General features: G+C 46.7%; 13 protein-coding genes. 9 read left to right on the top strand and 4 right to left on the bottom strand.

The features are described from left to right. Positions 1–363: 363 nt before the first annotated feature. A complete protein-coding gene (locus H3S94_RS11645; RefSeq protein ID WP_198231673.1) occupies positions 364–591 on the top strand; it encodes a hypothetical protein in 228 nt (75 codons plus the stop codon). A gap of 139 nt (positions 592–730) precedes the next feature. Here the strand turns inward: H3S94_RS11645 and H3S94_RS11640 are convergent, their stop codons facing one another. After that, positions 731–1666 (bottom strand): metal ABC transporter solute-binding protein, Zn/Mn family, encoded by a 936-nt coding sequence (locus H3S94_RS11640; RefSeq protein WP_198231674.1) that lies wholly within the window; start codon positions 1664–1666, stop codon positions 731–733. A 206-nt stretch (positions 1667–1872) separates the two neighbouring features. Here H3S94_RS11640 and H3S94_RS11635 point away from each other — a divergent pair, with 206 nt between their 5' ends. The 6 genes from H3S94_RS11635 to H3S94_RS11610 all read left to right on the top strand — a co-directional run bounded on the left by H3S94_RS11635 (position 1873) and on the right by H3S94_RS11610 (position 7860). Beyond that, positions 1873–2661, top strand: a complete 789-nt coding sequence (locus tag H3S94_RS11635) for a metal ABC transporter ATP-binding protein (RefSeq protein WP_198231675.1) — start codon at positions 1873–1875, stop codon at positions 2659–2661. Continuing rightward, a complete protein-coding gene (locus H3S94_RS11630; protein ID WP_198231676.1) occupies positions 2654–3463 on the top strand; it encodes an iron chelate uptake ABC transporter family permease subunit in 810 nt (269 codons plus the stop codon). The genes H3S94_RS11635 and H3S94_RS11630 overlap by 8 nt, the downstream gene beginning before the upstream one ends. Continuing rightward, positions 3453–3851 carry a Fur family transcriptional regulator gene (locus tag H3S94_RS11625; protein ID WP_077993711.1) on the top strand — a complete coding sequence of 133 codons (399 nt, stop codon included), beginning with the start codon at positions 3453–3455 and terminating at the stop codon, positions 3849–3851. Before H3S94_RS11630 ends, H3S94_RS11625 begins: the two co-directional genes overlap by 11 nt. Before the next feature lie 86 nt (positions 3852–3937). Continuing rightward, complete coding sequence (locus H3S94_RS11620) at positions 3938–5044, top strand: HlyD family secretion protein (protein WP_198231677.1); 1107 nt, start codon at positions 3938–3940, stop codon at positions 5042–5044. A gap of 7 nt (positions 5045–5051) precedes the next feature. Further along, complete coding sequence (locus H3S94_RS11615) at positions 5052–6617, top strand: DHA2 family efflux MFS transporter permease subunit (protein ID WP_077993715.1); 1566 nt, start codon at positions 5052–5054, stop codon at positions 6615–6617. Positions 6618–6696: 79 nt separating this feature from the next. Then, complete coding sequence (locus H3S94_RS11610) at positions 6697–7860, top strand: iron-containing alcohol dehydrogenase (protein WP_198231678.1); 1164 nt, start codon at positions 6697–6699, stop codon at positions 7858–7860. Between the two features lie 559 nt (positions 7861–8419). Here the strand turns inward: H3S94_RS11610 and H3S94_RS11605 are convergent. Next, on the bottom strand, positions 8420–9553 hold the full coding sequence (locus H3S94_RS11605; protein ID WP_198231679.1) for a type III PLP-dependent enzyme: 1134 nt from the start codon (positions 9551–9553) through the stop codon (positions 8420–8422). A 100-nt stretch (positions 9554–9653) separates the two neighbouring features. Beyond that, positions 9654–9941 (bottom strand): hypothetical protein, encoded by a 288-nt coding sequence (locus tag H3S94_RS11600; protein ID WP_077993723.1) that lies wholly within the window; start codon positions 9939–9941, stop codon positions 9654–9656. A gap of 304 nt (positions 9942–10245) precedes the next feature. Between H3S94_RS11600 and H3S94_RS11595 the strand changes: the two genes are divergently transcribed. Continuing rightward, positions 10246–11148 (top strand): LysR family transcriptional regulator, encoded by a 903-nt coding sequence (locus H3S94_RS11595; protein WP_198231680.1) that lies wholly within the window; start codon positions 10246–10248, stop codon positions 11146–11148. 406 nt (positions 11149–11554) lie between these two features. On the opposite strand, the gene H3S94_RS11590 is transcribed toward H3S94_RS11595, so the two are convergent. Further along, positions 11555–12247: a tellurite resistance TerB family protein gene (locus H3S94_RS11590; RefSeq protein WP_198231681.1), complete on the bottom strand. Its 693-nt coding sequence runs from the start codon at positions 12245–12247 to the stop codon at positions 11555–11557. Between the two features lie 395 nt (positions 12248–12642). On the opposite strand from H3S94_RS11590, the gene H3S94_RS11585 reads away from it, so the two are divergent. Next, positions 12643–13281: a 2-dehydro-3-deoxy-phosphogluconate aldolase gene (locus H3S94_RS11585; RefSeq protein WP_077993727.1), complete on the top strand. Its 639-nt coding sequence runs from the start codon at positions 12643–12645 to the stop codon at positions 13279–13281. The last annotated feature ends 136 nt before the right edge of the window (positions 13282–13417 follow it).

The raw sequence follows: 13417 nt of genomic DNA, 5'->3' as shown, positions 1-13417 counted from the left end.
GAGCGCAACTCACTGTCGCCAGCGGCGTACCGCCCTCGTTGTGGCGCTCATATAGACCTTCCTTTCTCCAAGTGTCAACAGCCAAATCGAAAAAAAATGCACTTTTTTCATTTTTTTATATCGATTCAATCAAAACTTGTGCCGGCTAACAATTACACCGTTAAAAGAGGCCTTTTTGGAGCCGGCTTCTAGCAAAAAATTCGCTTTGCATGACTCTGTCGGAGCAAAAAAACCGCATTTTACGAAACGTGAAATTTAAAAAATGCGGATTTCAGGATGAAAAAACGACGTTCATCGAAAAAATATGCCGGTTTTTACAGAATCGGTTTGGTTGGCTAACGAATCGCGGGCGAATCTTTCAAGTTGCGAGAACTTACCGGAGAATCTCCTGCCAATATCCGAGCACTTGCCGGAGTATCGCCTGCTGATTCTTACAAGTTTGTTTTCCTCACTTATAAGAGACACACAGAAAAACACCCCCATGCGGTTTCAACTTCGGCATTGGTTATGATTCTTGAAGCATTGTTTGAAATGACATTTTCCGATTCTGGAGCACAATTATGGGCTCTGGAACCGGATTCCGGATATTGACACATGCCACCGGGATCGGTTCTGTGTTTTTCGATTTATATGTTCGCTTGGCAAAGATTGATTGTAACCTCTGCACCTTTCAAAATGCAGATATGGCAATCAGGTTCCATTCGAGAGCCAAAATTTTAATCGTCAAAATTTATTTGCGTGTGAGGCAATTGACCAGATTGTCGGCAAGATTGGCAATCAATTCGGGATAAAGTCCGGCGCCTTCTGGCAAGGACTGTCCGAGAGGATCGAGCATACCGACTTTAGCAGGAGTATTTTCGATAACGATATCGACCAACTTGTTGGGATATTGGGGTTCGGCGAAAACACAAACAACCTTTTCTTTCAAAATGGTCGTTTTGATTGCACTTATCCGTTGGGCACCAGGTTGACGTTCCGGATCAAGAGCGACAGACCCTATGGCATGAAGGCCGAAGCGATGTTCAAAATAATGGTAGGCATCATGAAAAACGATAAAGTTCTCGTCGCTTACCGGTGCAACAGATTGTTTTATGTTCTGTTCTGTTTCGGCAATCACTTTATCATATGCGTTTGCATTATGATGGTAGACTTCGGCATGATCGGGATCTTTCTTTGCCAAAACATCGGCCACATAGGCTAAAACTTTTCGGGCATTTTCCGGATCAAGCCAGAAATGAAAATCCATGGCATGCGCCGTGTCACTCCCATGATTATGGTCATCACCGTGGTGTTCAAACAAGCCGCCTTCCCTGATTGGAAGGAGTTCAACTCCGGGAGCTTGCGAGAGCGCAATCATCCGGTCTTTCAAACCAAAATTTTCGATGGGCTTGATAAGAAAAAGTTCCATATCGGGGTTGGCGATGAAAATAATATCGGCTTCAGACAATATTTTTGCGTCGGACGGTTTTAACGCATAGCTATGTTCGGAGCCTGACTGTTTCACAATCAAAGCAGGTGTACCCAATTTTCCCATCACGGCAGCAACAAGCGAATGAAGCGGTTTTATGGAAACCACCACTTGCGGCACTGAAGACGCTTGAGCATTTACACCTGAAACGACAGCAAACAGACACGCCGACAATGCATAAAAAAGAGACCGAAACACTATCAAGCTCCGAATGTTACTTTATTACATTACGGTTTTGTATTAAGTCAGCCATTAAAAAAGTACAAGGATTTTGCATATCAAACTTTGGTGTGAAACAGGCTGGGTCAAGGTTATGCGTGTAATTGAATTTTCATCAAAAGATCGGCCGATCATTCAGAAATTGGATGACTGACTGCAAAACCCCGATACCGAAGGATAGAAAAATGGATAAAGAATGGCTGCTATCGCTCAACAAGGCAGGCATCGAAAGGAATGGTCGCTGGCTTGTCCACGACATTGATCTTGATATTTATCGTGGAGAAATTGTCACATTGATCGGTCCGAACGGTTCGGGAAAATCGACAACGGCAAAAATGGCACTGGGAATTTTGAAGCCGTCCGCGGGGACTGTAACCAGAAAAGCAGGCTTGCGCATTGGCTATGTGCCGCAAAGATTGGTAATCGACCCATCTCTGCCTTTGACAGTCCGTCGTTTCCTGACCTTGACGGCCAAACTTGATAAGAAAGGCATAAAATCGGTTTTATCGGAAACCGGCGTTGACGATTTGGAAAATGCCAATGTTGCCGATTTGTCGGGAGGAGAATTGCAGCGGGTTCTGCTTGCCCGCTCTATTGCAAGAAAGCCTGATCTTCTTGTTCTCGACGAACCGCTACAGGGGGTTGACTATAATGGAGAAACCGAACTTTATGGATTGATTGCAAGTTTGCGCACAAAGCTTGATTGCGGCATTCTTCTTATCTCGCATGATCTTCATATTGTTATGGCAGCGACCGATCGCGTGATTTGTCTGAATGGACATATTTGTTGCAGCGGGGCGCCAACGGAGGTTGCCCAAAGCGAGGCTTACGGGCGTCTTATCGGTGCGATACCGGATAATGGTTTGGCGCTTTATGAGCATCACCATAACCACCGTCATAACATTCATGGTGCAGTTATCAATGCTCCATCGGGAAAGCCAACGAAAAATATCGGAGCCAACGACAATGCTTGACGATTATCTTGTAAGAGCGTTTTTAGCCGGTATCGGCGTGGCATTGATGGCGGGGCCACTCGGCTGTTTTATCGTCTGGCAAAAGCTTGCCTATTTTGGCGACACGATGGCCCATTCGGCTTTGCTTGGCGTGGCTTTTGCCCTGCTTTTCAATATTGATACGGTGCTCGGTGTTTTCCTTGTTGCTGTCATTGTTTCCATTGCACTCTTTATTCTTCAGGCAAGAGAAAAATTGTCGGGAGATTCGCTTTTGGGAATTCTTGCCCATGCAACGCTCGCCATCGGGCTTATCCTGATCGGATTTATGACCTGGACGAATGTCGACATCAACAGTTACCTGTTCGGGGATATTCTGGCAGTTTCACGCACCGATTTACTGACAGTATGGATTGGCTGTGCCTTCATTCTGGTTGTCCTTTTTATTTTATGGCGTCCACTTCTGGCACTGACAATCAATATCGACATGGCAAAAGCCGAAAATATGAAGCCGGAACGCGCCCGCTTCATCTTTATGCTGCTTATGGCCATTGTCATTGCTGTTGCCATCAATATTATCGGCATCCTTTTGATAACTGCACTTCTCATTATACCTGCCGCCACTGCCCGGCGCTTTTCAACAACCCCTGAACAGATGGCCATTCTTGCCTCTCTGATCGGTATTGTGGGAACGGTTCTCGGACTTTACGCCTCGATCCGGTTTGACAGCCGTTCCGGCCCCAGCGTTGTCGTTGCACTGTTTATTCTTTTTATTGCAAGCCGGTTGACGAGCGCAGCCATCAAGGAATTTTCCCATGACAAATAAGCTGACGCGCAACCAGATGCTTGTGCTCGCCGTTCTTGAAAACGAACACACACCTTTGAGCGCCTATACAATCCTTGACCGGCTTCGCGACAAGGGGTTTCGCGCGCCTTTACAGGTCTATCGCGCGCTTCATAAACTTGTTTCCGAAAAATTGGTTCACAAGCTTGAAAGTGTCAATGCGTTTATGGCCTGCTTGCACCCTGAATGCCATAAACATGGGCTTACCGTTTTTATCATTTGTGAAAAATGCAGCCACGTTGCAGAGGTAGAAGATCCGACACTTGCCGAAACTATTCTACAAATGACACAAAAAGAAGGCTTTTTACCGGAAACAACCACTATTGAAATCCGCGGTTTGTGCACCAATTGCAACCGCAAGCGGGCTTAAGCGTTGATAGCTCATCCGTTTTATTGACGGTATTGACCGTTTTGGATAAACACCGCATTCCTTCATCAGATCTGGAAGTTTGTACCATGCCAGAATTCTCGAACACCACGCTCAAGACAATGCCGGCCAAACAACGCCCCCACAAGAAAATTGCTATCATCATAGCACTCATCGTTGCTATTGCAGTTTTGTGGCTAGGGTTCAGGTGGCTTACCGAATGGCGTTTTCTTGTCACCACCGACGATGCTTATGTTCAAGGTGACATTGCCTCTATAGCCCCGAAAGTGAACGGTTATATCGACGATATACCGGTTGAAACCAACCATTATGTTAAAAAAGGTGACGTGTTATTCCGTCTGGATGATGGCGATTATAAAATTGCCTATGACGAGGCGGAAGCCAAACTTCAAACGCAAAATCGCACACTTGCACGTATTGAAGCTCAGATTGCCGCTTCAAAAACCTCTCTCGACGAAGCCAATGCGCAAAAGGACGCTGCCAATGCAGTGGCCGTCAACGCCGATATTACATTAAAACGTGCAAAAGAACTGAATGTCGGGAGTTTCGTTGCAAAATCGGCTGTTGATAATGCCCAGTCGGCTTACGATCAGGCCGTTGCCAATGTTACGCGCGCCAAGGCGCAAATTGCTGCGGCGGCTGCCAATATCACGGTTCTTGAAGCGCAACATGACGAGGCGGTAAGCGAAACGAGAAGCCTTGAACTGGCACGCGACAAAGCCCGTCGTGACCTTGATTTTACAGTGTTGCGCGCGCCTTTTGACGGCGTTTTGGGAAATCTTGCCGGTAAAAAAGGCGACTATGTCGTCGTTGGTCAACGTCTGGCTGCACTCGTTCCCGTCAATGCCCTTTATATTGATGCCAATTACAAGGAAACCCAACTTCCTTCGATCTATGGTGGTGAAAAAGTGCGCATCTCTGTCGACGGGCTTGATGGTGAAAGCTTTGAGGGCACAGTCGTTTCATTGTCGCCTGCATCGGGTGCTGTTTTTTCACTTTTGCCACCGCAAAATGCCACCGGCAATTTTACCAAAATTGTCCAGCGTGTTCCGGTCAGAATTTCGATACCTGAAAATATTCTTGCAACCGGGCGCATTCGCGCCGGCATGAGCGTTGTTGTCAGCGTCGACATGCGCACAAAACCGGAAGGTGCAAAACCCTTGGCAATGAAGTGAGGTTTTGATGACCGCTGCCAGCCTCCCCCACATGGAAGAACATATCGAACCGAAAAAAATCGTGGCCTTTGTGGCTATGGTTTTCGGTATGTTTATGGCTATTCTCGACATCCAGATTGTCTCTGCCTCCTTGTCGGAAATACAGGCAGGACTTTCTGCAAGCTCGGATGAGATAGCCTGGGTGCAAACATCCTATCTCATTGCCGAAGTCATTATGATTCCGTTATCGGGATTTTTGGGCCGGTTGTTGTCAACGCGGGTGCTTTTTACAATTTCGGCAGCCGGTTTCACCATTGCATCCGCCCTTTGTGCAACGGCCGGCTCCATTGAACAGATGATAGCCTACCGTGCGCTTCAGGGCTTTATCGGTGGCGGCATGATTCCAAGTGTGTTCGCCGCCGCCTTTACCATTTTCCCGCCTTCAAAACAGCCGATTGTTTCACCTATTATCGGACTGGTGGCAACACTTGCCCCCACGATCGGCCCGACGGTCGGCGGTTATTTGAGCCATGCTTTTTCCTGGCATTGGCTGTTTCTTGTCAATGTGCCGTTCGGTATTCTTGTAACCATTGCCTCATGGAAACTCATTGATTTTGATAAAGGTGACAGCTCGCTTTTCCAATCCTTCGACTGGTTCGGTTTGATTACCATGGCGACCTTTCTCGGCTCCCTTGAATATGTGCTTGAAGAAGGCCCCCGTAATGACTGGATGGAAGACGAAATGATCTTCCGTTTTACAATTGTTATGGGCGTTTCTGCCATTCTGTTTTTCTGGCGTGTACTCACAGCAAAAAATCCGATTGTCGATCTCAAGGCCTTTGTAAATCTGAATTTTGCGCTCGGTTCGATCTTTTCTTTCGTTATGGGTATCGGGCTTTACGGGCTTACCTATCTTTATCCGCTCTATCTTGGAGAAATTCGCGGTTATGACGCCTTGATGATCGGCGAGACGATGTTCGTTTCCGGTTTGATGATGTTTTTTTCCGCTCCCCTTGCCGGTTTTCTTTCCACCAAGCTTGACCCGCGTTTAATGATGGGGCTGGGATTTGCCGGTTTTGGCTGGGGCACATGGCTTGTAACCGGAATGACAGCCGACTGGGATTTCTGGGAATTGTTCTGGCCGCAAATTTTGCGCGGCGGCTCGCTCATTTTGTGTATGGTGCCGATCAACAATATCGCACTTGGTACACTTTCCGCCGAAAAACTTAAAAACGCATCCGGTCTTTTCAACCTCACCCGTAATCTCGGTGGAGCGGTGGGGCTTGCAATCATCAATACCATTATTATGCGGCGCACAGATTTTCACTATGAGCGACTATCGGAAAGCGTGCAATGGGGAAACCGGCAGGCAGTCAACCTGTTGAACTCTTTGGCGAGCCAACTTGATATGGCAGGCTTGAACCCGAAAGATTCGGCGTTGATGCAACTTTACAATATTGTCCGCCAACAGGCGACAGTAATGGCTTTTATCGACGCTTTCTTCATACTTACCCTTTTATTCGCAATTCTCACACTTCTGGTTTTTGCTGTGAAAAAGCCGAAAACCGTGAGTGGAGCCGTTGGCGGGCATTAACACTCCAAACTTTGAGGAAAAAACACAAAAAACGATTATGGGTTTTGCTTTTTTTACTCTTCTCACGTAAATATAAATAATGACGATTGCAAACGAATGGACATTTCCAACCGATATTTTGTTGGGGCCAAAAAGCCTTGCAGCACTTGGCTCTGTTTTCGAGAAAAACGGCGTCACAGCAATAATGGTTTTGACCGATCGCGGCCTTAGCCAATCTCCAGCGTTAAAAAAACTGCTTAAACGCATAGACAAACTGAAATTACCTTTCGGCGTTTTTTCTTCACTGGATGGAACAGCAACGCGTGAAACATTGGAATTGACCGTTCGCCTTTATTTGAGTGGCGGTTTTAATGCTATCCTCGCCTTTGGCGGCGGCGCAACAATGGATCTTGCCAAAATGACCCGCTTGTTTTGTGCTCAAGGTGCCAATGTCAAAACACTCGGAAGCCCTTCCCCTTACACACCGCTCCCTCCGCTCATTGCTGTACCGACGCTTGCCGGAAGCGGCGCCGAAATCAGTGACAATGCCTATTTGATTGATAACGCAAACAATAACAGTTTTCGATTTTATGACAAACGTTTGACACCGACATGTGTCATTGCCGATCCGGTTTTGACAGGAACTGCTCCGGCAAGCTTCATTGCAGGAGCCGCCATGAATGCACTGACGAATGCGATTGATAGCTGGTGCATCCCCACTTTCAATCCGGTTTCGGATGCTCTCGCACTCGAAACAGTCCGTCTCATCTTTAATCATTTGTCGAAAGCGGTAAGCGACCCCTCGAATAATGAAGCGCAAATTGCCCTGTTGTCGGCCTCGCTTACCGGTGCGCTTGCAGCAAAAAAGGGTTCAGGCATTACCAGTGCTCTCGCGCGTTCAATAGGTAACCGTTATCAGACCCATTTCGGCATGACAGCAGGTGTGCTTTTGCCCTATGTCATTGCCTATAACCAATCGGCAGTGGGAACCAGAATTTCAACGCTTGCCGAACGCCTTAATATAAAGGGCGGTTTTAACGGCTTTGTTCGCCACCTTCTGTCCTTGAGAAAATCTGCCAATATACCGACAAAATTGGCAGGCTTGACAAAAGACCAGAAAATCAAGGCAAAAGACAAAGCTTTGATTGAAAGTGTCGCGGTAGAAGATCAAGGGTCTGATGAACCACTTTTCCGCCTGACGAAAAAAGCAGCACTTGCCATTGTGAACGCAGCAATTGCCGGAAAGATGAACCGCAAGAAATAACAGATCCTGACTGTCTTTTCCCTTCCGCTTGCACCACGGGACAAACAGTTATTCGGGTTTCCGGTTGAAACTCACGGCTTTCCCCGAACGGTATGCGCAAAAAAGAATTCCTATTTCTTCAAAAGTTGCGAATTTTGAAGCTTTACATGCGATTTTTCGTAAGTTTTGAAAAAACAGCTTTTATCCCGTTCGTCCTGCCGCTTTTTTAAAACAAATCCCGATAAAATTTAAATCACCTCCGGATAAAGGTGCTGTTGCATTTTTTACAATGCGGCTCAAACGGTGAAAATCGCTGATGAACAACAATGTCTTCGACTTTATTCGACCTTATAAAGTCCCGTTGCAAATGAATTCACGCGATGAAAAAAGCTGGCGGAAGATAAGAAGGGGAAGAAAAATATTTGTGGCGGGGAAGATATTTTGGCCTGACTGACAACATTATTTGAACCCTCTACCACTATGAACAAGCACAATTCAACGCAAAGAAAAACGCCCGTAGAAAACTACGGGCGCCAATTGTTGCTTATTCGGATCTTCTCTTATCCAGCGGCATTGCCGGTCAGATAACATAAGAGCGGATCGGCTCGAAACCGTTAAAAGCTACAGAAGCATAGGTCGTTGTATAAGCACCGGTTCCTTCAATAAGGATTTCATCACCGACGGTAAGTGAAATCGGCAAAGGATAAGGTGTTTTTTCATACATCACATCGGCTGAATCGCAGGTTGGTCCGGCAAGCACACAAGGCACTTTTTCATCACTATCCTTTGCTGTTTCAATCGGATAGCGAATGGCTTCATCCATTGTCTCGGCAAGGCCGTTGAATTTGCCGACATCCAGATAAACCCAACGCAATTTGTCATTTTCCGATTTTTTGGAAACCAGCACAACTTCAGAGCGGATAACACCGGCATTTCCAACCATACCGCGTCCCGGTTCGATGATCGTTTCGGGAATACGATTGCCGAAATGTTTTGAAAGGCTATCAAAAATTGCCATGCCATAAGCTTGTGCCGAAGGCACATCTTTCAAATAGCGTGTCGGGAAACCACCGCCCATATTGACGAGTTTCAATATAATGCCTTCCTTGGCCAATGTTCTGAAAACTTTGGACGCATCCGACAAAGCACGATCCCAAGCCTTCAGATTTGTCTGCTGTGAACCGACATGGAAAGAAACGCCATAAGCTTGCAACCCCAATTCATGGGCACGACGCAAAACCGTAACAGCCATTTCCGGCACACAACCGAATTTGCGTGAAAGCGGCCATTCGGCACCTTCACCATCTGTCAAAACGCGGCAGAAAACGCGCGCACCGGGGGCAGCACGGGCAACTTTTTCAACTTCCTCGACACAGTCGACTGCATAAAGTGAAACACCCAATTCATAAGCGCGGGCAATATCGCGCTCTTTCTTGATGGTGTTACCGAAAGAAATCCGATCCGGTGTTGCACCGGCATCAAGAACCATTTCGATTTCGGCGACAGTGGCTGTATCGAAAGACGAACCAAGCGACACCAGCAAACGTAGAATTTCCGGTGCCGGATTAGCTTTTACTGCATAAAAAATGCGTGATTGGGGAAGTGCTTTGACAAAGCCTTCATAGTTTTCACGCACCACATCAAGATCCAGAATCATGCACGGGCCTTCAGGGCGTCGTGTTGCGAGGAAATCACGAATACGTTGAGTTGCCATTTCGGTTCTCCTTAGGAAACCCTTCGGGTTCCCTACATCTTGCTTCTCGTGACATCAGCCACGATCAGCCCATGGACAAAGTGCAAGGTCTATATTCGTTTCAACCGGTTATTGGAGGTACCGGAAAAAACTCTATAAAACTTGCGGCGATGGAACAGCGCGCTAACGCATTGCTCCGCTTTGTCTGCCTTTTGATTGGAATAACGAAAACCGCATCCGCACGGAAGGCAATGAGGTGTGCCTCTTCAGTAATTTCGACTTTTGGACAGCCGAAAGACACCAGAAAGGCCCGCACCGTCGTTGCTTCAAGATGTCCCCATTCTTCCGGTTGGCCGTAAGAATGACTGGAGCGGTTAGGTCCAGGTACCGTACCGGTTTTTCTCACCATTCGAGGACCGGCGGACACCCACAGGCACGTGCGACTTTGGGCAAAAACGCATATAAGCGTAACCGTGTCGCCTTTCAATATTTTTTTTAACCTTCAGACAATTTTATTTAGCCACGTGGCAATAATGCACAATTGTTTATTCTTGAAGCCGCCCCACCCTGTGTTGAAAGAAAATTGGGACTTTTCAGAATAGAAAACCGACAGCCGTTTTATAAGTTCGGTATTTTTGTTATTTAAATATAAAACGTGTTTATTGAATAAAATGGCATTTAACCGGTGCTTTTCACGCGAAGGGATGAAACTCTTGGGATTGTTAACGAAAATAAGGGGTTTTATCGAAGTTGTTGAAGCTGGCGGTTTTTCTGCCGCTGCCCGCAAGACCCACAAATCAAAAGCTCTCCTTTCAAAACATGTTCATGAACTTGAAGATGAATTGGGCGCTGTCCTTTTAAACCGGACAACCCGCCAATTATCTTTGACAGAAGCGGGTCACGCTTATTATCTGCGTGCTCTTGAGATCATCAAGGAACTCGACGACCTCAATGACACAATTACACGCTCCAATAAAACCACTCACGGGCGCATCAAAATCGGTACATCACGCACCTTCGCCGATGCGCCGATAGGTCAATCTCTTATCGATTTTCTATCGACTTATAAGGACATCCACCTCGACATCAGTCTTGATGACCGGTTTGTCGATATGGTCAATGAAGGTTTCGATCTTGCTATCCGCATTACCGACATGCAGGACTCCTCCCTCATTCAACGCAAACTTATGGACATCCATTCGGTTATTGTGGCCTCTCCCGAACTCCTGAAGGCGACAAACGTTCCAAAATTGCCGCGTGATCTTAAAACACTTCCCTGTCTTGTCGACCGGAACAGCCTGAATTCCGACCATTGGGTATTCAAGGATAAAGAAGGCAGCACCTTTTCGGTTGCCGTTTCCGGACGCATGGCGGTAAACGGTCCGGTTATTATAAAGCGGGCTGCCATTGCCGGCATAGGTTTTGCCAAAATTCCGCGCTTTATAGCCGAAGATGAGTTGCGTGATGGTCTCATCAAAACCGTTCTCGACGATTTTATACCGGACGGAGCCGGCCTTTATGTGGTTTATCCGCAAAAGCGTTATTTACCGGCAAAAGTGCGCATGTTTATCGACTATCTGGTTCAATGGTTCAAAACCTATGAACAAAAACTGTAAGCAAAACAAAAAATCCGGTTTCCCTTCTGTTACAGTTTTTTTAACTCTTGGTGAAGGGCTAACTGGAACCGGAATCACGATCAAAAACCGGACCATCCCGATCAAAGCAAGCCAAACAATAAACCATCCGGCTTGTTACCGGTTACCACCATTTCCACCGCCGGACGGAACGCAACTGCCAAAGCCCGTTATTGCAAAGCTCGCTTAACGGAGAAACTTTGTCAAAGCCGTTCAATTGCAGTTTAAGACTCGACTTAAAACCCCCGCAATAGCGTTGGAAGCCCCGACTACCGAACAGAAGCCAAAGCGTTTTTCCTTTTGTCGGGGTGGTTCGTTATCTTCTTTGCAGTGGCTTGCTTTGAAATGGCTTGATTATGCCAACTCCAAAACGATCATCCGGATGGGATTATCGTAAAAAGCTGACAATTGCCTGTTCGATATGTTGTTCAAGATCTTTTGGCAGTCCGAGTTTATCCATAAGATTATCAAGATATTGGCGATTATCCGGCTTATCCGGATCAAGTGTCATACGGGAAGCCACATAAAGTTCGGTTTTTTGTTCGTCTGTATTCACATTGCTGACGAGATTGTCGAGATCAACCGGCTTGTTCAATTCATCCATCAAAAAGGAAGCCGTTTTCTGGTCAATTCCGGAACTTGCAATCTTGTTTTGTATCAGCTCGCGCTCCTTGTCATCAACATGGCCGTCGGCTTTGGCAGCCGTTATCATTGCCCGAACCAATGTCAGGGCAAAATCGCCGTTATGGTCGGCACCGGTTTGGCCGATTTCTGTCATATCCATTTTGGAATTGGCATTCGAGTCATGTTTTTCGAAGTTTTTCAATGCATTGAAGGCAACACTGGCAATCGCCGCCAAGCCGCCGCCTTTTATCAAACCTTCAAGAATATTGCCCTTTTCATTTCCGCCAAATAGTCCGCCCAAGAGATCGACGACCGAAAAGGTCGAAGATGGTGCGGAAGAAGCCGGTTTGTTTGCACTGTCTTTGGAAGCGGTATTGTCAGGGGAAGCTGTATTATCAGGGGAAGCGGTATTGTCAAACTTCAGCAAATCCGAAAAAATCTGTTTAGGGTCAATCATCGTCGTCTCCGTTTTGTGAAACTCCCGCTTCTTTGAAAAAGTTAGATAGCGCCCGCTCGCCCCATTACAAGCTCGAAGAGAAAACGGGTGTCAGCAATTTCTGCGAACCTTTTTGGGAAGAAGGTGATTTTATTTTGACGTTTCGGGATGAATAGCCTTTTGCAGAAAGCTGATATATTCGCAACTATCCGGCTTTTCGGGAAATCAATCATTTCAATCCGTGCTTTTTACGTGTTCATCCGAATTCACGTATTTTTTCCGTTATTGCGTGAAACTCCGGTATCACTTTAACTCTAAGTATTTTTGACAAAGCCGATAGGAAACTTGTCCGAACACTCTTTTCTAAAGCTTGGCTTGCGCTTATAAGAATTAAAAAAGCTTTTTGGAGAACGATGATGTCTCAGAAGACCGAACGTCTTTTACCTATTCTGCTTGGACAAAGTGTTATTCCGGTTCTTGTTATTGAACGATTGGGAGATGCGGTGCCGGTTGCACGTGCCCTTGTTGAAGGGGGGCTGAAAGCTATCGAAATCACATTGCGCACCCCCGCAGCGCTTGATGCCATCCATGCGGTTTCGGAAGATGTGCCTGATGCCATTGTCGGAGCCGGTACGATTTTGAACGGCGACCAATATGTATCGGCTGAAGGTGCGGGGGCAAAATTTATTGTCAGCCCCGGACTGACCGGTGAACTCATCGACGCTGCCGAGGATAGCGATGTACCGCTTCTTCCCGGAGCAATCACGCCGAGCGAATTGATGGGTGCACTCGAAGAAGGCTACCAATGTTTGAAATTTTTCCCGGCAACGGCGGCCGGCGGCATTGATTTTGTCAAATCGCTGGCGTCCCCTTTTGCCGAGGTCAAATTTTGCCCGACAGGCGGTATTTCGCAAAATAACGCCGCCGATTGGCTGAAATTGCCCAATGTTGTTTGTATTGGCGGCTCATGGGTTGCACCGAAAAAACTGATTGATGCCGGTGATTTTAAAGCCATCACCGAACTTGCGAGAAATGCAACAAAATTGACTGCCTGAAAAACCGGTGGGCAAACAACCGCCTAAGCTCATTGAAATATAAGAGCTTGGCAACGAAATATGAAAATCCGCCAAAGCAGGCGGAATTTCGGATAAACAGGAAGCCTCGGAGCCTTTAAAACTTTAACCCCCTTGA

It is taken from the genome of Bartonella sp. B10834G3, from assembly GCF_016102505.1.
Taxonomy (GTDB): Bacteria; Pseudomonadota; Alphaproteobacteria; order Rhizobiales; family Rhizobiaceae; genus Bartonella; species Bartonella choladocola.
This window is presented reverse-complemented; position numbering and strand designations above follow the sequence as displayed.